At 51.0% G+C, this 20,616-nt stretch carries 14 protein-coding genes and 7 pseudogenes; 12 read left to right on the top strand and 9 right to left on the bottom strand.

All coding sequences use genetic code 11. The features are described from left to right. Positions 1–22: 22 nt before the first annotated feature. A complete protein-coding gene (locus ACMZI0_RS06985) occupies positions 23–430 on the bottom strand; it encodes a TSUP family transporter (protein WP_415672414.1) in 408 nt (135 codons plus the stop codon). Between the two features lie 217 nt (positions 431–647). Between ACMZI0_RS06985 and ACMZI0_RS06980 the strand changes: the two genes are divergently transcribed. From ACMZI0_RS06980 to ACMZI0_RS06950, 7 genes and pseudogenes are all read left to right on the top strand, one after another. Next, positions 648–1,214, top strand: coding sequence for a DNA-3-methyladenine glycosylase I (locus ACMZI0_RS06980; protein WP_415672413.1), 567 nt, complete (start codon positions 648–650; stop codon positions 1,212–1,214). Further along, positions 1,207–1,641 (top strand): annotated as a pseudogene (locus ACMZI0_RS06975) (N-acetyltransferase). Before ACMZI0_RS06980 ends, ACMZI0_RS06975 begins: the two are co-directional and overlap by 8 nt. Positions 1,642–1,827: 186 nt before the next feature. Beyond that, positions 1,828–2,736 (top strand): dihydrodipicolinate synthase family protein, encoded by a 909-nt coding sequence (locus ACMZI0_RS06970; protein ID WP_415672412.1) that lies wholly within the window; start codon positions 1,828–1,830, stop codon positions 2,734–2,736. Positions 2,737–2,739: 3 nt separating this feature from the next. Next, a pseudogene (locus ACMZI0_RS06965) lies at positions 2,740–3,578 on the top strand (acetylating acetaldehyde dehydrogenase). 25 nt (positions 3,579–3,603) lie between these two features. Further along, positions 3,604–4,632, top strand: coding sequence for a 4-hydroxy-2-oxovalerate aldolase (dmpG, locus tag ACMZI0_RS06960; protein WP_415672411.1), 1,029 nt, complete (start codon positions 3,604–3,606; stop codon positions 4,630–4,632). A 27-nt stretch (positions 4,633–4,659) separates the two neighbouring features. After that, positions 4,660–6,330, top strand: a complete 1,671-nt coding sequence (ilvD, locus tag ACMZI0_RS06955) for a dihydroxy-acid dehydratase (protein ID WP_415672410.1) — start codon at positions 4,660–4,662, stop codon at positions 6,328–6,330. Positions 6,331–6,493: 163 nt separating this feature from the next. Next, positions 6,494–7,793, top strand: a pseudogene (locus ACMZI0_RS06950) (MFS transporter). Positions 7,794–7,843: 50 nt separating this feature from the next. Here ACMZI0_RS06950 and ACMZI0_RS06945 read toward each other — a convergent pair. Continuing rightward, positions 7,844–8,599, bottom strand: coding sequence for an IclR family transcriptional regulator (locus ACMZI0_RS06945; protein WP_415672409.1), 756 nt, complete (start codon positions 8,597–8,599; stop codon positions 7,844–7,846). 278 nt (positions 8,600–8,877) lie between these two features. On the opposite strand from ACMZI0_RS06945, the pseudogene ACMZI0_RS06940 reads away from it, so the two are divergent. Together ACMZI0_RS06940 and ghrB are read left to right on the top strand one after the other, a co-directional pair. Further along, positions 8,878–9,543, top strand: a pseudogene (locus ACMZI0_RS06940) (ADP-ribosylglycohydrolase family protein); the annotation flags it as partial. Next, positions 9,543–10,306, top strand: a pseudogene (gene ghrB / locus ACMZI0_RS06935) (glyoxylate/hydroxypyruvate reductase GhrB); the annotation flags it as partial. The pseudogenes ACMZI0_RS06940 and ghrB, both read left to right, overlap by 1 nt. 44 nt (positions 10,307–10,350) lie before the next feature. On the opposite strand, the gene ACMZI0_RS06930 reads toward ghrB, so the two are convergent. After that, positions 10,351–11,766, bottom strand: coding sequence for a PhoPQ-activated pathogenicity-related family protein (locus tag ACMZI0_RS06930; protein WP_415672408.1), 1,416 nt, complete (start codon positions 11,764–11,766; stop codon positions 10,351–10,353). A gap of 382 nt (positions 11,767–12,148) precedes the next feature. Between ACMZI0_RS06930 and ACMZI0_RS06925 the strand changes: the two are divergent. Beyond that, positions 12,149–13,409 (top strand): annotated as a pseudogene (locus ACMZI0_RS06925) (valine--pyruvate transaminase). Positions 13,410–13,535: 126 nt separating this feature from the next. Here the strand turns inward: ACMZI0_RS06925 and ACMZI0_RS06920 are convergent. From ACMZI0_RS06920 to ACMZI0_RS06905, 4 genes are all read right to left on the bottom strand, one after another. Then, the gene (locus ACMZI0_RS06920; RefSeq protein ID WP_415672407.1) at positions 13,536–14,402 is read right to left on the bottom strand and encodes a hypothetical protein; all 867 of its coding nucleotides are present in this window, start codon (positions 14,400–14,402) and stop codon (positions 13,536–13,538) included. Next, positions 14,368–14,835 (bottom strand): HlyD family efflux transporter periplasmic adaptor subunit, encoded by a 468-nt coding sequence (locus tag ACMZI0_RS06915; protein WP_415672406.1) that lies wholly within the window; start codon positions 14,833–14,835, stop codon positions 14,368–14,370. Before ACMZI0_RS06915 ends, ACMZI0_RS06920 begins: the two co-directional genes overlap by 35 nt. 217 nt (positions 14,836–15,052) lie before the next feature. After that, a complete protein-coding gene (locus ACMZI0_RS06910; protein ID WP_415672405.1) occupies positions 15,053–15,454 on the bottom strand; it encodes a biotin/lipoyl-binding protein in 402 nt (133 codons plus the stop codon). A 28-nt stretch (positions 15,455–15,482) separates the two neighbouring features. After that, positions 15,483–16,847, bottom strand: coding sequence for an efflux transporter outer membrane subunit (locus tag ACMZI0_RS06905; RefSeq protein WP_415672404.1), 1,365 nt, complete (start codon positions 16,845–16,847; stop codon positions 15,483–15,485). Positions 16,848–17,028: 181 nt separating this feature from the next. On the opposite strand from ACMZI0_RS06905, the gene ACMZI0_RS06900 reads away from it, so the two are divergent. Further along, positions 17,029–17,643: a TetR/AcrR family transcriptional regulator gene (locus ACMZI0_RS06900; RefSeq protein WP_415672403.1), complete on the top strand. Its 615-nt coding sequence runs from the start codon at positions 17,029–17,031 to the stop codon at positions 17,641–17,643. 80 nt (positions 17,644–17,723) lie between these two features. Here the strand turns inward: ACMZI0_RS06900 and gorA are convergent. Then, positions 17,724–19,089: pseudogene (gene gorA / locus ACMZI0_RS06895) on the bottom strand (glutathione-disulfide reductase). Between the two features lie 128 nt (positions 19,090–19,217). Next, a complete protein-coding gene (locus ACMZI0_RS06890; protein WP_415672402.1) occupies positions 19,218–20,060 on the bottom strand; it encodes a 23S rRNA (adenine(2030)-N(6))-methyltransferase RlmJ in 843 nt (280 codons plus the stop codon). Positions 20,061–20,250: 190 nt separating this feature from the next. Here ACMZI0_RS06890 and ACMZI0_RS06885 point away from each other — a divergent pair, with 190 nt between their 5' ends. Next, positions 20,251–20,571, top strand: coding sequence for a DUF2623 family protein (locus tag ACMZI0_RS06885; protein ID WP_415672401.1), 321 nt, complete (start codon positions 20,251–20,253; stop codon positions 20,569–20,571). Positions 20,572–20,616 lie beyond the last annotated feature (45 nt).

Below are 20,616 nucleotides of genomic sequence, written 5' to 3'. Positions count from 1 at the left end.
GTTACTGGCCGCGCCCATCGGCTCAGGCGGTGAACACCGTTTGCAGCATTTTCAGGCTCAGCACCAGCAGCAGTGCAGCAAAGATCTTTTTCAGGGTAGCAACCGGCAAGCGATGTGCCAAACGGGCACCATACGGCGCGGTAAAGAAGCTCACTGCAGAGATCAGCACCACGGCAGGCACCGAGACATATCCCAGTGTGTAGGCAGGCATCCCCGCAGTGGACCAGCCGTTAATCATATAACCCAGCGCCCCCGACAGCGCGATAGGCAGCCCCACCGCCGCCGACGTGCCGATCGCCTGCTGGATGCGCACATTACACCAGGTCAGAAACGGCACGGTGAGCGAACCACCGCCAATCCCCAACAGCCCCGCCACGAACCCGACAACGCCGCCCAACGCTAGATAGGCGACGATCCACTCAATAGCCATGTGCTTCCCCTTCCCCGCTTGCAATGTGTGATGGTGTATAACCTGTGCAGTGCCTTTAGCGTGCTGATCTTATTGATTTCTTATGAGCATGCACACAAAAAACTGGTTGCATATACAGCTAAATTTTGCCATGATCGCGATTATCTTTAGCAACATCATGATGAAATGACAACTTGATGAAACTGCAATAGCGTCCCCTTATCACAGGAACGCCACAATGAACAGATGCGCTTGGGTCACGCAAGACCCGCTCTATCTCGATTATCACGATACGGAATGGGGCAAACCGTACAAAGAGAGCGTCAAACTGTTCGAACTGCTCTGCCTTGAAGGACAACAGGCCGGTTTGTCATGGATAACGGTACTGAAAAAGCGGGAAAACTACCGGGCGAGCTTTCATCAGTTTGACCCGAAACGCTTGGCGAGCATGACGCAGGAAGACGTCGAACGCTTGTTACAATACAGCGGCATTATCCGTCATCGCGGCAAAATTGAAGCCATCATCACCAATGCGCGCATCTGGTGTGAAATGGAAGCGCGGGGCGAATCGTTTTCCGATTTTATCTGGTCTTTCGTTAACCACACGCCGTTGGTCAACAGCCCAACCACGCTGTCCGATGTGCCCGCCAAAACCGCCATTTCCGATGCCATGTCAAAAGCGCTGAAAAAACGCGGCTTCAAGTTTATCGGTTCCACCATCTGCTACGCCTTTATGCAAGCCGCCGGTTTGGTAAACGATCACACTACCGACTGTTTCTGCTATCAAGAGGCCACGCGTGATTAGAGGCTATCAGCCAGAGGATCTTGCACTCCTCCTCCCCCTGTGGCTGGAAAGCACAACCCGAGCGCACCCGTTTATCAACTTAACCTATTGGCAAGAAAGCGAACCGCTGGTGCGCGAACGCTATATCCCGAACGCAGAGACCTGGGTTTATGAGGTGGAAGGGGCGATCATCGGTTTCATTAGCGTGATGGAACAACGTTTTGTCGGCGCGCTATTCGTCAATCATCGCTGACATGGCAAAGGCGTTGGCGTAGCGCTGATGACCCATGTGCAGCAGCGCTACCCTATTCTGAGCCTGGAAGTGTATGGACAAAACCTGCGCGCCTGTGCCTTTTACCAGAAGCTGGGTTTCTCCCCGGTAAAACGCACGTTTCCCGCAGAAACCAATGCCCCAGTGCAGATTATGCAATGGGAAAAAATGGCCTGACGATGTCAGGCTAGCATGCACGAGTTCCTCTCAATAACCTGCCCTGCCTGCCAATACTTTGTAGTGCGCATTATCTGTTCAACGAGTAATTAGTGATAACGATCGCGTTTCATCAACCCTGTGGTTGAATCACTCACCGGTTGAGTGGTTTATTATATAGAACTATTGTTTAATATAATAAACATAATGAAAGCAGATCGAATTAAGGGCGTGATTCCACCGCTCCCCACATTGACGGATGGTGCAGGGAACCTCGATAAGCAAGCAATGGGCAGGTTGCTCGACCAGGTGATTAACGCTGGCGTACACGGCGTGTTAGCGCTGGGCACCTGCGGTGAGTTTTATGCCCTGCGCCGGGAAACGCGTCAGGAAACCGCAGAGTTTGTGGTTGATTATGTTAACGGTCGTGTGCCGGTGATTCTCGGCATCGGCGGCACCTGCATCGATGATGTCTTGTATTTCGGGCAGCATGCAGCACGTTGCGGCGCGGATGCAGTATTGGTCATCAATCCTTATTATGCGCCGCTCAGCGCAGAGAGTCTTTTTCACTTCTACCAAACCGTTGCGGAAAATCTTGCTCTGCCGATCATGATTTATAATTTTCCGCAGCTGACGGGGCATACGATTTCTGCCGAAATGGTGAACCGTTTGGCGCAGCAATTCCCTTCGATAATCGGCATTAAAGACACCACTAATAATATCAGCCACATTCGGGAATTGATTAATCAGGTCAAATCCCACCGCCCAGACTTCCTTATTTTCGCCGGTTACGACGAATACCTGTTAGACACGCTGATATTAGGGGGCGACGGCGGCTTTCCGGCGAGTGCCAATTTCTCCCCCGAAGTTACCGTTAAATTATATGAGAACTTTTGCGCGGAAAATTATTCGGCCTTATTTCAGCAACGCCGTGAATTATCGCGTCTGGCGCAGCTCTTTTCCATTACCGCGCCCTTGCCTGATTTACTCAAACATCTGTTAGCGATGACGGGAATTTATACGTCTGACGGCGAACGCAATAAAGCAAATGCGCTCTCACCGGAACACATTGCAGAATTAAAAGACCTTCTGCCATTACGTGAAGAAAAGGAATAAACCATGGGTAGTGAAAAGATCCAGGCGGCCATTATTGGTTCAGGAAATATTGGCACTGACTTGATGTTCAAGATAATGAAAAACAGTCAATACCTGAGCATGGGAGCGATGATCGGTATCGATCCTGCATCTGACGGTTTGGCGCGCGCTGCGCGGTTGGGCGTGCCGGTTTCTGCCGAGGGCATCGATGGGCTGCTGGCATTGCCCAATTTCCAGGACATTAAAATCGTTTTCGATGCCACCTCTGCTAAATCGCATCTGGTACACAACGAGAAGCTGCAACCGTTCGGTATTAAGGTGATTGACCTGACACCGGCCGCCATCGGCCCTTATGTGGTTCCCTCCATTAATCTGGAGCAAGAAAGCGACGCAGCGAATATCAATATGGTTACCTGCGACGGCCAGGCACCCGCGCCAATATTGATGAGTTTACTGAAACGACCTCTGCCGCCATTGTTAACGTAGGTAAAGCGCGCGCCGGAAAAGCCATTATTATTCTCAACCCGGCGTCACCGCCTATCATGATGCGCGACACGGTGTTTACCTATTCCGCCCATGTCGAGCCCGAAAAAATTGAAGCCAGCATTCACAGCATGGTGCAAAAAGTCAGCCGCTATGTGCCGGGCTATCGCCTGAAACAAGCCGTGCAATTCGATGTTATCAATGAGGACAATCCGCTTTTTATCGACGGGGAAAAATACACGACAGGGTTAAAAACATCGGTATTTATCGAAGTGGAAGGCGCAGCCCACTATTTACCCACCTATGCCGGCAACCTGGATATTATGACTTCCGCCGCTTTAGCCTGTGGCGATCATTTTGCCAAGAACCTGAAAAATTAATCCTCAGCGATAAAAGAGAATGACGATGAATAATAAAAAAATCTACATCTCGGACGTAACATTACGCGACGGCTCCCATGCCGTTAAACACCAGTACACGCAAGAACAGGTAAAACAGATCGCCACTGTGCTGGACAGGGCGCATGTGGACTCTATTGAGATCGCCCACGGCGACGGGCTGGCAGGATCGAGTTTTAACTATGGTTTCAGCCGCTGTGCCGATACCGAGATGATCGCCGCCGCCGCAGAGGTTGTCACCCACAGTAAAATTGCCACATTGCTGATCCCCGGCGTCGGAACCATCCATGATTTGCAAGCCGCCTATGATGCAGGCGCACGCGTGGTTCGTGTTGCCACCCACTGCACCGAAGCAGATATCTTTCGACAACATATTGAATTTGCACTCAACCTCGGTATGGGCACCGTCGGTTTTCTGATGATGAGCCACATGATTACACCGCAGGAACTGGCTGAGCAGGCGAAAAAAATGGAGAGCTATGGCGCGAATTGCATCTACGTCGTAGATTCCAGCGGCGCCATGCTGATGCAGGACATTCGCGATCGCTTCCGCGCGCTGAAAGCCATCCTGAACAGCGATACCCAGACTGGCATACATGCGCACAACAATCTTTCCGTCAGTATTGCCAACTCACTGACCGCCATTGAAGAGGGCTGCGATCGGGTGGATACCAGCCTGGCGGGCATGGGTGCTGGCGCGGGAAATACTCCCACCGAAGTGTTTATCGGTTGTCTGGAAAAACAGGGATGGCAGCACAGCTGTCAATTGGACACGTTGATCAACGGTGCTGACGATGTGGTGCGCCCGTTGCAACACCGCCCGGTGCGCGTCGATCGCGAAACCTTATCGCTCGGACTCGCCAGGGTTTATTCCAGCTTTTTGCTGCACGCCGAACGTGCATCGCAAAAATACGGCATCAGTACCATGGATATTTTAATGGAGCTCGGAAAACGAAAAATGGTCGGCGGTCAGGAAGACATGATTGTCGATGTTGCATTGGATTTAAAAAACGCCAACACCAAGCAAGCACAATAATACTAATGATTATATGAGGTTTTAATTATGCGAAGCCAAAAAATATTAGGAAGCCTTGAGTGGGGTTTTAACCGTAGCGTATTTAAAAACATCGGTTATTCTGATGAAGATCTTAAAAGACCTGTTATTGGTATCGCCAACTCCTGGAATGAACTGGTCCCCGGCCATTTCAATCTGCGTCAGGTCGGCGAATCGGTGAAAAAAGGCATCCACATGGCGGGCGGTACCGCCGTGGAATTTGGCCTGATTGCCGCCTGTGACGGCACAGCACAAGGCCATAAAGGCATGCACTATATCCTGCCTTCACGGGATATGATCGCCAACGATATCGAGATCATGGTAGAAGCCCATCAGCTTGATGCCATCGTGATGCTCGGCTCTTGCGACAAAATTGTCCCCGCGATGCTGATGGCCGCAGCACGTCTGGATATTCCCGCCATCATTCTGCCCGGCGGCCCGATGCTGGGCGGCAAAGTGTTCGACGGACGCAAATCCGATCTGACCACCATGTCTGAATCATTAGGCATGCTGAAAGCAGGCAAAATCACCGAAGACGTTTGCCATCGTCTGGAGAACACCTGCGGCCCGACCTGCGGTTCCTGCCCATTCCTCGGCACGGCCAACACCATGTGCAGCCTGTCAGAAGCCATCGGCATGACATTACCCAATGGCGCGCTGACGCCCGCTGTTTATTCCGAACGCCTGCGGTTGGGTGAAAGCACCGGTTTTGCCATTATGAACATGGTGAAAAACAACGTTACCGCCCGCGACATTATCACGATCGATGCGATTAAAAACGCTATCAGGGTGTTGATGGCGATTGGCGGCTCCACCAATGCCGTCCTGCACCTCTCTGCATTGGCACATGAGCTTGATATTTCTGCCGAAACCATGATGGATCTGTATGAAGAGCTGAGCGACAGCACGCCGCAAATCGTCAAAGTGAATCCGGCAGCGAAGTTTGATATGGAAGATTTTCACCGAGCAGGCGGCATTCCGCAAGTGATGCATGAAATCAGCGGGTTGCTGGAAAAAGGCGCACTCACTGTCACCGGGCAAACCGTGGGGGAAAACCTGGCGGCCATGAACCTGCTGTACCAGCCCAACCGCGACATTATCAAACCCATAGAAACGCCCTTTGCACCTCAGGGGGGTATCGCCATTCTCAAAGGCAATATCGCACCGAAAAGCGGGGTGACCAAACCCGCCACCATTTTGCCAGAAATGCGCCATTTCACCGGAAAAGCCGTCTGTTTTGACAGTGAAGATGCCGCCGAGGAAGCCATTCTGGCTAGGCACATTAAACCTGGCGACGTGTTGGTCATTCGCTATGAAGGCCCGAAAGGCGGCCCCGGCATGCGTGAAATGTTCAAGGCGATGAAATACCTGTATGGCATGGGGCTCGCCAGTAACACCGCCATCATTACCGATGGCCGCTTCTCCGGCACCAATAATGGCTGCTTTGTTGGTCATATTTCACCGGAGGCGGCGGAAGGCGGTCCCATTGCCGCGCTGCGCGATGGTGACATTATTACCATTGATATTCCTAACAAAACGATTCACGCCCATTTAACCGATGAGGAAATCGCTCAACGGTTACAACAATGGCAAGCACCCAAACGTAAATTCACCAAGGGTATTTTGGGTATCTACTCACAATTAGCCAGCTCGGCGCATGAGGGCGCCGTTTTGAAATAACCAGATTGTCATCATTGATGACATTACACCCGTAATAATTTGCGTAGCCGGAATATGGCCTCACTCACCGTGAGGCCCAGGGATGAAATGAATAACGCATGCCGTTTGAATTATGACGGGTATACACGCTGTACCTACCAATTAATAATAGCAGGTCTATAGTATGGAAAATACTAATCCAGCAGTAACTTACAATCAGGTTGACGCAAAAATACCCAACGCCAGATCGTGGCATATTATTCCTGCCACAATATTAGTTTATATCGTCGCATTTATGGATCGTACCAATATCGGGATTGCCATTGCCGGCGGTATGGATAAAGATCTCAGTATTACCTCCTCGGTCGCCGGTGCCGCTGCGGGTATCTTCTTTTTTGGCTATCTTTTTTTTGCAAATCCCTGGCGGCCACTTTGCAGAAAAAGCCAGCGCCAAGAAATTTATCGCCTGGACCATCGTATTTTGTGGCGGTCTGGCTGTGGTATCGGGCTTTGTGCAAAATACCTGGCAACTCATGACGGTTCGTTTCTTCCTCGGCGTGGCGGAAGGCGGGGTATATCCTGCGATTCTGGCCTTGATCGGTCACTGGTTCCCCAATAAAGAGCGGGCCCGAGCCATTGCATTTTTCCAGATGAACATGGCCATTGCGGTGATCATCACCAGCCCGATTTCCGGCTGGCTGATTCAAAACTACGACTGGCGCGTGATGTTTATCGTTGAAGGCCTGGTTTCACTGGAGCTGCTGTTTATCTGGTTGCCAATGGTCGCCGATCATCCCAAAGATGCCAAATGGTTGTCGGCACAAGAACGGGAATGGATTGAAACTGAACTGCGCAAAGATGCGGAAGAAAACAAACGCAATCAGGGCACATCGGCAAAAGGCGGCTATAAAGCCCTTTACCGTAGCCTTAACCTGTGGCGCATGGTGGCAATCTACTTCTTTATGTCTGCCGGTTTTTACGGTTTTTCACTGTGGATGCCAACGCTTATCAGCGAACTCACCAAATCCACCATGACAGTTGTGGGTTTACTGACCGCAGTACCCTTTATCTTTACCATTATCGGCCAGTATATTTTCGCCAGACTGTGCGACGCCACCATGAACCGGCGGCTGTTTACCGCACTGTCATTCTTTGGCATTGCGATCTCGCTGGCCCTTTCTGTGGTACTGAAAGAAAACGTCTGGCTTTCCTACGGTATGCTGGTGTGCGGCGGCTTCTTCCTCAACGCCTGGGCAGGCCCGTATTGGTTGATGCCCACCCTGCTGTTCCCGACTGAAGCGTTAGGCGGCGCACACGGCACCATCAATGCCATCAGCAGTTTAGGTGGATTCTGTGGGCCATATTTAGTTGGTCTGGTCTCACTCTATTTAGGCAGCAAGATGGGCGTATTAACGCTGGTGATCTCATTGATTATCGCTGCATTGCTTACGTTATCGCTGCCCAAAGTGACAGCGAATAAATAATCACACTGGCTAGAAAAAAAGAGCGTTGCTGGCAGCGCTCTTTTTTATTTTTATTCATATAACTTGCGGCTAATTTTTTGGCAGGCTTCGCGTAATTGATGAATGATTTCTTCATGCCGCGTTTCGGGCATTTGGAAAGTAACCCCTGTTACGCTCACACCCGCAATAATATCGTGATTACCATCGAATATTGGCATGGCAATACAAAATATGCCCAAATCCCCTTCTTCGCTATCAAAGGCATAACCTGATTTTCTGATTGCTTGCAGCTCTTTTTTCAGTGCCGTTTTTGTCGGAATGGTCATCGGGGTGAAGATTTCTAAATTCTCTTCTGGCAACAAACGATCCAACTCAGCATCACTTAGCTGAGAAATCAGCGTCTTACTCAGCCCTGAACTGTGCAGTGATAGTTTTTTACCCACTACACTTTTGATGCTGATCAGTTGATTGCTTTCAATCTTATCCAGGTAGATCGGGCTATCGCCATCAAGTACGCCCAAATGGCAGGTCAAATTGAGTTGGTTCACAAGATCGGACAATATCGTGTGTGCAACAGATTTAACATTAAAATTCTGAATTGCTGCACTGCCGTATTCATACATTTTCAACCCCAGGTGATACTTGTTTTTTTCAAATTTCACCAGGCGGTGTGTTACCAGCGACGCCAACATCAGGGAGAGACTGCTTTTCGGTAATGATAATGCATTGTGTATTTCAGTGAAGGTTGCCACATTACGTGTTGAAAGATAATCAAGCAGCAAAATCATTTTATCGATAGCCGGCACTTTTGTTTTTGCATTATTCATTTTTGCTCCTGGTTTACACCCTGTTTAACCCCGACACCAATTTATAACTGATTGATATTTAATATGACATTATCTACTCATCAGATTTCATACCACAGCAAACCTGCACCTATCCTGACATATTGCTTTGACAACACCGCGCCACTCAACAGCACGAATGGTATCCTGTAATGCAGGATTTTTGTTCAAATACAATGCCAATGATATTATATTGGTATTAGTTCAGTGTCACTTATGCACCACCAGCGTTACCTATAACAACAATCAGAGTACAGCTTATGCCATCAAAAATAGAGAGTCATATCGCCGGGGCGTTATATGGGCAAATGCTGGGGGATGCGATGGGAATGCCATCAGAGCTGTGGCCGCGAGCGCGTATCAAGGCGCATTTTGGATGGATAGACCGCTTTCTGCCGGGTCCTGCGGATAATATTGCCGCCTGCTATTTCACCGCCGCGCAGTATACCGATGACACCTCCATGGCGCTGGCACTTGCTGATGCGCTGATTGAATGCGAAGGTGCCGTCGTGCCTGAGGTTATTGGTAACCACATCCTCACTTGGGCGTTACAGTTTGGTGTCTTTGAGAAGAACATTCTTGGCCCCAGTTCTAAAGCGGCACTTTTCGCACTCAAGCAAGGTGTGAATATCGACTCACTGGAAAACAACGGCATTACCAATGGTGCCGCGATGCGCGTCTCTCCGCTGGGTTGCCTGCTTCCGCCCATGCCATTATCTGATTTCATTGATGCAGTGGCGCTGGCTTCCAGCCCGACGCACAAATCAGATATCACCGTAGCTGGGGCCACTGTTATCGCTTGGGCGATCTCTCAAGGTATTGCAGGGAACAGTTGGTCGGAGATTCGGGCAGTATTACCGACAGTGGCACAGGCGGCACAGGAAAAACGCGTGACGACGTACAGTCCGGCATTGTCGGCTCGTCTTCACTCATTTCCGTCGGCTATGACACCTTTGATGTTGCAGCATTAACAGAAAAGGCCATCCCGCTCATGCACACGCCGACAGTACTGACCGAAACCGTGGCTGACACCGTTTTTGCGTTAATCCTGTCAAGCGCCCGCCGCGTGGTCGAAGTGGCTGAACGCGTCAAAGCAGGTGAGTGGAAAAGTGGTATCGGCAGCGACTGGTTCGGTATTGACGTTCATCATAAAACTATCGGGATCCTCGGTATGGGCCGTATTGGTCTTGCCGTAGCGCAACGTGCGCATTTCGGTTTCAGCATGGAGGTGCTATACAACGCGCGGCGCCATCATGCCGAAGCCGAAACACGTTTTAACGCGCGCTACTGCGATTTGGATACCTTACTGGCAGAATCCGATTTCCTGTGCGTCACCCTGCTGCTGACAGAAGAGACACGCCATCTGATTAGCCGTGAACAACTGGCGAAAATGAAATCCAGCGCCATTCTGATCAACATCGGTCGCGGTGCCGTGGTGGATGAGGCCGCATTGGTCGAAGCCCTGAATAACGGGACTATCCACGCAGCAGGTCTGGATGTGTTCGTTCAGGAACCGTTGCCGGTTGATTCCCCGCTGCTGAAGCTGCCGAATGTTGTTGCACTGCCGCATATCGGCTCTGCCACTCATGAAACTCGTTATGGCATGGCTGCCTGCGCTGTTGATAATCTGACGCCGCACTGACTGGCGAGGTTAAAGAGAACTGCGTCAACCCACAGGTTCTGAAATAGCCTATTGCGCGCCAACGTTCCCCCGTTGGCGCGCTCATCACGCTTTAAGGTGTCATTTCGCCAAGCCCGCGACCAGGCAATGTCTTGCAAAAGTTTCCATTGACTGGCGGTGCTGTAGTCGGGAAAGCATCATCCGGCGTAACGTAAACACGACTGGTCGCAACGAAACCGTCCTTGAATGTGGCCTCCACAAAGGTCGCCTGCCAACCACTGTGCTCTGGGTTCAGCGCAAGGCTGACCGGCCCGTGATTGGGCAGCGTCACCTTCGTCCCCTGATATTGAATATTACAGGCATAGCGGAAATCCCGCGCCTCAGGGTTCTTCGCCGTCCAGCGTCTTACTGTGATGGGTTTTTCAGAAAAGCTAACGCTAAGCGCATCATCTTTAAGTTTGACGGTAATCTGCGGCAGCGGTTTGTTTTTCAGGAAACGATTAACAAACGTGATCAACGTTCGTTCAACGTGTTTCAAAATACCGTTGTGGTTAGTATTAGGCACCACACGCAGGGATTTTTCCCCCGGTAATGCGTCATAATAAAACCGCGCATTATCAGTGGCATAGAAATCATCACCGCTGGCGTTGACGATATATTTTGTTTTATTTAACTGCGTAATCTGCCCTGCGGCTAAATATTGCATGGGATCTTCAATTTTCATCAATTCCTGAAATGCCGGTGTATCAATGGCTTTATCAATTCCCTGCTGGTAATAAGGGTAAAAGACGATAGGCCAATTTCCACCATAGGAGCGATACATATGTGTCAGCGCAACGCGTGTATCCAGCAGATCGATAACAAAAGGCACCACGGCATCTACATCAGGATCGGAAATAAAGGTCAACCAGGACGACCAACCGCGCTTGGACGCCCCCGTCACAATAAACCGAGTGATGTTTTGCGCTTTTAATTCCTGCTTCGCCAGTCTGATTGCCTGAGATACTGCCGTCGCCATAGGGATGTGTACGGAGGCCCGCGTTCTTAACGCCGGGTTTTCCATAAATAAGGACCAACTGCGAGCAACACTGTCATCCTCTTTCAGCGGTTTGCTGTCCGCGCTATACGTCAGGTATTGGTTCGGTATATTGCTCACTGAAATAACGATCGTTTTAGTCGCTCGGGCAATAGAAACCAACATCTCCGGGCTGAATTCATTGCGCTGATCGGCTTTGATAACGCCATTAGAGTAGTTGGTTTCGTTATTGACGACAATCAGCGCATGCTGTGATTTAACAGGACGAGCAGGAAAATAGATATCAACATGGTGTTGCCACTGTGTAGGTTGCACCAATCCGCCGGGGGACCAGGATTGCGAAACCATCTGATATTTCTTTACCCTGACATCAGACTGAACTTCATCACCGTCGTAATGATAATTCATCGGAAGGGCCGCCAAATCCTCGCGATAACACGACACCACGTGTGTGAAATCAATGTCCTTATCATCGTGGCACGCTGTTTCCAATGCATTTGCCTGAGACAGAAATCCCATAAATAATAAGAAAAAAATAAAAGTTAAGTTATCAATCTTCATTTATCGTCCTTATTAATGAGCTGAGATTTGATAGTGTATCCGTGCGTAATTAAATGAACGTGTAAGAGGAATGTGAATTTTCAATTTCCAGCAGTCTACTTCACCTTTGTATATAGGTCTAACACCTGTAATTTTTTGTCGCGGTATTTGAAACTTTTCAGCAACGCGATAACATCACCGATTGCTTATTTTCTTCGCACATTGCGGACAAAATATAGTCCACTCGCCACCAGGAAACGGGTTACCATTGCAGCCACCGGCGGCAAGCGCCATGTTCTTTGTTAACGTTAGCATCACCTTTAAGCGACACATGATGAACTTTTCTCTTTTCGGCAACAAATTCACTCGCCACGCAGGCATTACCCAATTGATGGACGACCTGAACGACGGGCTACGCACGCCAGGTGCCATTATGCTGGGCGGCGGCAATCCCGCACACATTCCGGCAATGGATGCCTATTTTCAACAACCCTGTCAGGAGATGTTAAGCACAGGCACACTGACCGAAGCGCTGTGCAACTACGATGGCCCGCTAAGGAAAAGATACGCTCCTCACCAACTTATCTGCGTTGCTCAAACAGACGTTCGGCAGGGAGATTGGACCGCAAAATATTGCCCTGACCAATGGCAGCCAAAGCGCCTTCTTTTACCTGTTCAATCTCTTTGCAGGTCGTTATCAAGAAGGGTCATCGCGCAAGGTGTTGTTCCCGCTCGCCCCTGAATATATTGGTTATGCCGATTCCGGGTTGGAAGAGGACATGTTTGTCTCGGTGCGTCCGCGGATTGAATTACTGCCCGAAGGCCAGTTCAAATACCATGTCGATTTTGAGAATTTAACCATTGGTGATGACATCGGGATGATTTGCGTGTCACGCCCGACCAATCCAACCGGCAATGTGTTAACGGATGAAGAGCTGGTACGTCTCGATAAGCTGGCTCAACAGCACGGCATTCCGTTAGTGATCGATAACGCCTACGGCGTTCCCTTCCCCGGCATCATCTTTAGAGACGCCACGCCGCTGCGGAACACCAATACCATCCTCTGCATGAGCCTGTCCAAACTGGGTCTGCCAGGATCGCGCTGTGGTATCATCATTGGCAGCGAGCAGGTTATCTCCGCCATCAGCAACATGAACGGGATTGTTAGCCTGTCACCTGGCTCCATTGGCCCTGCGCTCGCCAACGAAATGATTGTGCGTGGCGATCTGCTGCGTTTATCCAATGAGGTGGTACGCCCATTTTATCAGCAGCGTGTAACGGAAACCATCGCTACGATTCGCCGTTATCTGTCACCAGAGCGTTGTCTGATCCATAAACCGGAAGGGGCTATTTTCCTGTGGTTGTGGTTCAAGGATCTTCCCATCTCAACGGAAACGCTCTATCAGCGGCTGAAAAAGCGTGGCGTATTGATGGTGCCTGGCCACTATTTCTTCCCCGGTTTAGCTGAAGAGTGGCCCCATGCCCACCAGTGTTTGCGCATGAACTATGTGCCTGAACCCGGGAAGATCGAACAGGGTATTGCGATTTTGGCACAAGAGGTGGAGCGGGCATTGAGTGAGAGGGATGTTGCCTGATTCTCGCTACAGTGCTCAACATGCCTATGCCGACAGCGCCTTCTACCAGAAGGCGCTGTCATAAAAAAGTTCTGACAACCTGGGAATGGAATTATCAGAGCAGCAGGGAAGAAACCAATATTGTTATTAATGTACTGACGAGATACTTACTCTCTTCGGTTTCGGCGCAAACCAAATAACCAGAGCAGCGACAGCAAAAATAGCGGCAATCGCCATAAATATATGGTTTGTGGCAACCATGACGCTCTGCCCTTGCAACATCCACTCTATCGATCCGCGAACTTCGTCTATATTCATTCCATTATTCAGCATGGCATGGGTAGCGATCGATCCCCTATCTGTTAGACCGGCCAGCTCCGCATGCACGTAGCGGGTTTGGTTCTCCCAGGAGGTGTTGACCATGGATGTGGCAAAAGCGCCTGACAAGGTACGAATAAAGTTCATCAACCCTGCGGCAGAATCCATCTCTCGCTCAAGCACGCACCCGAGGGAAATCCCAGTCAGTGGAACAAAAAACAGGGGCATACCAATGCCCTGGAACAACATCGGCAAACTTATCTGGGAAAATGTCATGCTCATATCTGCCTGACTGCGAAACAGCGTCCACAGGCCAAGCCACAGCACTCCAGCAAACACCAGCGGACGTGGATCGATTTTCGTCGCCAGCGTGGCAATCAGCGGTGCCAGAAATACCGCCAGCACCCCCATCGTCGCGGTATAGCCCATGTAAATTTGCAGCCACAAGGGTGTTAGCACGGTAATGCCGAAGAATGCGCCAAACTCCAGCGAGAGTGTAACCATACTGGTAGTAAAACCGCGATGACGAAAAACTTTAAGATCCACCACGGGATTACGTTCTGTCAGTTCCCAAATAAGGAATGAGATAAAGCCAATCAGCGCAATAATCGCAAGAATGACTATACGCGTAGAGGCGAACCAGTCATGATCCTTCCCTTCATCAAGCATAATCTGTAAGGCAGAAACCCAAACCACCTATACGCAGCGGCAGACGTTGAACGACCTTGATCCAGTTACCCGTCGCATTTTGCGCAGGAATCATGGAGAATGCAGACCCCGTGCCGCCAGAGACACCGCTCACCACACCGTGGTACACCACCTTATCGCCATAGATATCTGCTGTTACTTCAACAGGCTGGCCGATTTTCACGTGGCGCAGTTCAACCTCTTTAAAGTTGGCATCGATATGGACATCATGCAGCGGCACCACCGTCATTAAGCGTTCACCGTTCTGTACGCGTTGGCCGACCTGCACCTGACGTCTGGCAATCACCCCCTCGACCGGTGCCTTGATGACCGTTCGTGCCAGATCAACTTGCGCTTGCTCCACCCTGGCCTTCGCCAGCATCACCTCCGGGTTGGTTTCAACCGTGGCATTAATGGTCAGTGCAGCATTCCTTTTTCGCACCGATGGTCGATAAGCGATTAGCTACCGACTGTGCGGCTGCCGCTTTGGCGATATTGAGATTAGATTCAGCCTACGTCATCGCATTACGCGCATTGGTGAGCTCCGCGCCAGACTTTGCCAACGCCTCACGGCGCGTTAAATCCACCTGAGCTTTGGTGAAATCAGTCTGCGATGCAACCAGCCGCGCCTGCGCCTCATCCGCTTCTCGCGCCTTGACTTACGCGGCTAATCCCTCATCGGTCGCCATGTAGCTGCTCACGCGCCTCCTCGACTGCCCCAGCAACGCCTCGGCCTGCGCCAACGCCAGGCGGGCATCGGTATCATCCAGCTGTACCAACACATCACCTTGTTTCACCCACTGTGTATCCACCACATTCACGGTCTGCACAATGCCCGTTACCGAAGGCGTCACTTCCGCCACTTCCGCCGCGCTGTAGGCGTTATCTGTCGTGACATAACGAGAGTCCACAACGGCGTACCACGTGCCGTAACCTCCTGCGGCGATAACTACCGCAGCAGCCAATCCCATAAACCCTTTTTTACGCGACGCTGCCGCGCGCGACGCATGAAAATGCGCATCAGCCGCAGGCGTGGCAGAGTCATTATTTCGCTGTGACATAGAAAAACTTCCTGCAAGTCAGTGAGGATTAAGAAGCATCAAACCCGCCGCCTAGGGCGTGGATTAATGAAACGTCGAGTGAGAACGCCTGTGATTGCAAATTCACCAATGCACGCTGGGTATCCAGCATGGCGTCCTCAGTTGTCAGAACAGCGAGATAGGTTGCCAGCCCACCGCGATAGCGTTTATCCGCAATGAGATACGCCGCTTTGGCATTTTCGAACGCATTTTCGGTTTTCGACAGGCGTTCTTTCAGGGCATGATCACGGGTGATAACATTGGCGATATCGTGCAATGCCAGCGTCAGCGTATTGTTATAGGTCTTCACGGACTCTTCGTAATTGGCCTCGGCGGACGTTAATTGCCCGGACAAGAGCCCACCGGTGAAAATAGGCAGATACAGCGCAGGCCCGATGCTTCCGGCATCATTGCCCGAGCTCGTCAGATTATTCAGGCCGAACGACTGATAGCCAATAAAGCCGGTAATGCTGACATCGGGGTAGTAAGCGGTTTTGGCGACATGAATGCGTTTTGCCGCGGCTTCAACGCGCCAACGCGCGGCGCTAATATCTGGGCGATGGCCCAGAATGTTGATGCCGGTTTTAGCCGGCAAATTGAAGGATTCATCCAAATGAATCGCCGGACGCTGAATGGAGAGCCCCTTGTCTGGCCCTTCTCCCAACAGTGCGGCAATGGCATTTTTCTGTAGCTGGATAGCCTCATCGGAGGCAATCAATTCAGCTTCAGCGCTCGCTTTTAGCGCCTGCACCTGTTTGACCACACCGTCGGTTTCTAACCCATTGAGATTGCGCTCTGTCATCAATTCAACGGTCTTGCTACGGATTTCCAGCGCATTCAGTGTCGTGTCATGATTGAGGTACAAACGCGCCAACTCCGCATAGGCTTGAACTAATGAGGCCTGAAGCAGTAATTTTGCCGACTGCATTTCTGCGCCAACGGCAGCATAATCTGAAGTTGCGGCAGCGACCTCAGCACGGTTTTTGCCCCAAAAATCCAGATTAAAACTCAGATTGGCGGTAACCGAACCGTAGTCATTCCAGCCATGCGGCGGCATGTAAGCTTGGTAGGCATAGCTGACTTTGTCCTTGGAGGCTGACGCTGACGCGCCGACTTGCACAGAACGAATCGAGCCGATTTGCTCGGCGATCCCGGCCGCGTTCTTTAATCGAGACTCGGCTATTTTCAAGGTTGGCGCAGAAGCCAACGCCGTTGCCATCAGGCTATCCAACTGCCTGTCGTGATAGAGCAGCCACCACTGCGAGTCTGGCCAACGGCCTTCTTTTTCCGTTGTTAGCGACTGCGAGGAGGCAAACTCATCGGCGTGTTTTATTTGGCTCAGTGTGTTGTCTGGCGCGGTTGAACAGCCCGCCAAGATGAGCACTGTGGCAAACATTGAGAACCGCAAATCAGGAGGTAACAGGCTGCGATTTATTAACTTATTGATTTTCAAGATACACCATTTTTAATACCGTACTGTACTGTTTTGTTATAATTTGACATAAAACGAGAGTCAAGAGAAGCTTGCCTATTGGACGGAAAGAGAAGAGAAGCGTATGCGGGTTAAAAGTGAAACAAAGCGTCAAACCATTCTGGATATCGCGACGCACGCATTTATAGAGCAGGGATTCAACAACACGTCGATGTCGGAGATCGCCAGTCGCGTGGGGGGCTCCAAGTCAACGCTCTATAACTATTTCAGTTCTAAAGAAGAAATCTTCTCTGCTGTCATAGCGTCATTGGCGAAAACAGACATCGCAGATGCGTTCGAATCATTAGACCTAAAGAAAGACATCGAAACGACGCTCAATAAGTTTGGCTGCAATTACCTCTCCTCGGTACTGAGCAGCAGCCTGATGGCGATCTGGCGCATGGCGATTAGCGAATCAGAACGTAGCGACATTGGCCGATTGTTTTACGCCGAAGGGCCACAAAAAGGCTGGAAACGGTTAAGCCATTATCTCAGTAAGAAAATTGACGAAGGCGTACTGCGCAAATCAGACAGTTGGGTATGCGCAATGCATTTGAAAGGGCTGATTGAAGCGGAGCTGTTTCTTGTCGCAGCGCTGGGCGTCGACACAGCGCCAGACGCCCAGCGCATTGAGGAAGCGGTTTCTCGCGCCATCACGGTATTTCTGCTCGCCTATCGGGCTGAAGCACCGAAACCTTAAACCGTATGCTGCCACCAATAAAAAAGAAGCTCGAGATCGAGCTTCTTTTGAGGCATTGAATAGGTCTTCAAACAGCAGCCTTAGCGCATGGTCACAAACTCTTCCGATGCGGTCGGGTGAATCGCCACAGTATTATCGAAATCACGTTTGGTCGTGCCCATTTTCACCGCCACGGCAAAGCCTTGCAGCATTTTATCCATGCCGAAACCGATGCCATGTATGCCAAACAATCTTCTCTTCTGGCCCGACACACACCAGCTTCATGCGGCACGGCTGGCGATGCTGCGTTACCGCGGTATACATCGCGGTGAAGGAAGAGGTGTAGACCTCAACCTTGTCATCACCGAATTTTTCCCGCGCTTGCGGTTCAGTCAGCCCGACAGTGCCAATTGGCGGATGGCTGAACACCACGGTGGGAATATTGGTGTAATCCAAGTGTTCTTCCGGCTTATTGTTAAACAGGCGCTCTGAGAGACGGCGCCCCGCCGCCACTGCCACCTGCGTCAGTTCGACTGCGCCCGTGTTGTCGCCCACCGCATAAATACCCGGCACGTTAGTGTTCTGATATTTATCAACCTTGATAAAACCGCGTTCATCTTTAACTACGCCCGCCGCTTCAATATTCAGGTTGTCAGTCGCCGGTTCGCGCCCAAGCGCCCCAATCAGGCAATCCACGGTATAGAATTCACCGTTGGTCAAGCGTAGGGTCAGGCTGCCATCCGTGTTCTTTTCCACCGCCTGCGGCGTGGATTCAGTATGCAGCGTCGGCCCTTCTACCTTCATCACTTCCACCAGCGTACTAAAGATCAGCGGATCGAAGCTGCGCAACGGCGCATGCTTGCGCACAAACAGATGAGTTTCAGAGCCGAGCGCATTCACGACGCCCGCGATCTCAACGGCGATATAACCCGCACCGACAATTGCCATACGCTTTGGCAACCCATCAAGCGCAAAAAAGCCGTCGGAATCGATGCCGTACTCTACTCCGGGAATCGAAGGACGTGTCGGGCGTCCACCGGTTGCGATCAAAATATGGTCGGCAGTGATGGTTTCGCCACTCACTTCAACGGTATGTGCATCCACAAAGCGGGCAAAGCCGTGAATGACCTCCACCTTGTTTTTGCCAAGCACATTGTTGTAGGACCGATGAATGCGATCGATATAGGCACTGCGGTTCTTCACCAGGATATCCCAGTTGAAGGCGTTAACGGTGGTATCAAAACCATAGTCCGGCCCATACTGGTGGATCGCTTCGGCAATCTGCGCCGCGTGCCACATGACCTTTTTCGGTACGCAGCCAACATTAACGCAGGTGCCGCCCAGATACTTTGCTTCAATCAACGCACAACGCACATTTTTGCCCATACATTACATTGCCGCACGGTTAATGGACGCGATACCGCCACTGCCGCCACCGATGGCGAGATAGTCATAATGCTTTGTCATGAGAAGATCCATGGTTAAGTGAAGAGAATAAAACGCAGTGTAACCCCGGAGCTCGGTCTGCGGCAAAACCGTTCATGTCTGTTTTGCCGATGGGCGCAACAGACAAAACCTGTCACACAGGGTCTGGCTTACTCCGGCACCACTTGCTCAATCAGCGTATGCCCGGTACCGTTCGGCGAAAGCACACCGTGCAGCCACGGCAGCAGCGCTTGCATTTGCGCTTGCAGTTTCCACGGCGGGTTGATGACAATCATGCCTGAGGCCGTCATGCCGTGGCGGTCGCTGTCCGGCAGCACCGCCAACTCAATTTGCAGAATATTACGGATACCCGTTGCTTCCAGCTCTTTCAGCAACCGCTTGATTTGCTGGCGCAGCACCACCGGATACCACAGCGCGTACACGCCCGTGGCAAAACGTTTGTAACCTTCCTGAATCCCTTTCACCACGGCTTGATAGTCGGTTTTCAACTCGTAAGGGGGGTCTATCAGAATAAACCCACGGCGAGAGGCTGGCGGCAATTGGGATTTCAACTGCTGATAGCCATCTTCGCGCACCACTTTCGCTCGCGCGTCGCGTTGAAATTCACCGCGCAGTAAAGGGAAGTCGCTCGGATGCAGTTCTGTCAAATGGATACTGTCCTGCTCGCGCAGCAACTGACGGGCAATCAACGGCGACCCGGGGTAGAAACGTAGCGTACCGTTGCTGTTGTAAGCTTTTACCGCATTGAGGTAAGGCATCAGCGCCTCAGGAATATCATCCCGTTGCCACAGTTTGGCAATACCGTCCAGATACTCCCCGGTACGTTCCGCATGTTCACCGCTAAGCTGGTAGCGCCCGGCTCCCGCATGCGTATCCAGATACAGGAACGGTTTCTCTTTTTCTTTGAGTGCAGTAATGATCAGGCTCTGGACAGTGTGCTTCAGTACGTCGGCATGGTTGCCGGCATGAAAACTGTGGCGATAACTCAACATAACGGTTTTTGTTCCGGTGAAATAAACTGGGGTGCCCAAAGGCAATATCATGGTCAGGCACAGTATAAACGTTCTGCCGCAGAAAATATCACCGTAAAACAATAACGCAATCCTCTTGTTCTCCCCTTGCCGAGAGGGTCGATCGATCATTATATTATTAAATATATAACGATCATGAGTGGAGAACATCATGACAAACCCCTTTGGCGATGGCGTCATGGACGGGCTTAAGCTTAAGGCCCAAACGCCCCAGCCATTAAGCGAAATTCAGCATCACGGCATCGAATATCGGCGTGGTTATATCTGCGGATACGCGTATAACCTGGCAGAAGCGGTGGGCGATCGGCAAAAAGCTGCGTTTGAGGCGGGTCTCCTGTCGCGGCGCTATGGGCTGGAGCGTGACCACATCGCGGAATTTTTTAGTGAATACGGCAACCCACAAACCGTGGTCTATTTTTACGCCGGTTATGATGCGCCGGGAAGCAGAGAGACAGCTCGCGCATTACGTTAACCACAGCGCCACTCACTCGATACTGTCACCATACCGCAGCACAGC

Origin of the sequence: Symbiopectobacterium sp., from assembly GCF_047692315.1 — a bacterium.
GTDB lineage: Bacteria > Pseudomonadota > Gammaproteobacteria > Enterobacterales > Enterobacteriaceae > Symbiopectobacterium.
The sequence above is the reverse complement of the archived record's forward strand: the minus strand, read 5'-3'. Positions and strand labels throughout refer to the sequence as shown.

Bases quoted from the DNA above. Each gene is read 5' to 3' on its own strand.
- dmpG (WP_415672411.1), top strand. From the start codon at position 3,604: ATGAATAATAAAAAAATCTACATCTCGGACGTAACATTACGCGACGGC.
- ACMZI0_RS06885 (WP_415672401.1), top strand. From the start codon at position 20,251: ATGACAAACCCCTTTGGCGATGGCGTCATGGACGGGCTTAAGCTTAAG.
- ACMZI0_RS06945 (WP_415672409.1), bottom strand. From the start codon at position 8,599: ATGAATAATGCAAAAACAAAAGTGCCGGCTATCGATAAAATGATTTTG.
- ilvD (WP_415672410.1), top strand. From the start codon at position 4,660: ATGCGAAGCCAAAAAATATTAGGAAGCCTTGAGTGGGGTTTTAACCGT.
- ACMZI0_RS06900 (WP_415672403.1), top strand. From the start codon at position 17,029: ATGCGGGTTAAAAGTGAAACAAAGCGTCAAACCATTCTGGATATCGCG.
- ACMZI0_RS06985 (WP_415672414.1), bottom strand. From the start codon at position 430: ATGGCTATTGAGTGGATCGTCGCCTATCTAGCGTTGGGCGGCGTTGTC.
- ACMZI0_RS06980 (WP_415672413.1), top strand. From the start codon at position 648: ATGAACAGATGCGCTTGGGTCACGCAAGACCCGCTCTATCTCGATTAT.
- ACMZI0_RS06970 (WP_415672412.1), top strand. From the start codon at position 1,828: ATGAAAGCAGATCGAATTAAGGGCGTGATTCCACCGCTCCCCACATTG.
- ACMZI0_RS06910 (WP_415672405.1), bottom strand. From the start codon at position 15,454: ATGTCACAGCGAAATAATGACTCTGCCACGCCTGCGGCTGATGCGCAT.
- ACMZI0_RS06890 (WP_415672402.1), bottom strand. From the start codon at position 20,060: ATGTTGAGTTATCGCCACAGTTTTCATGCCGGCAACCATGCCGACGTA.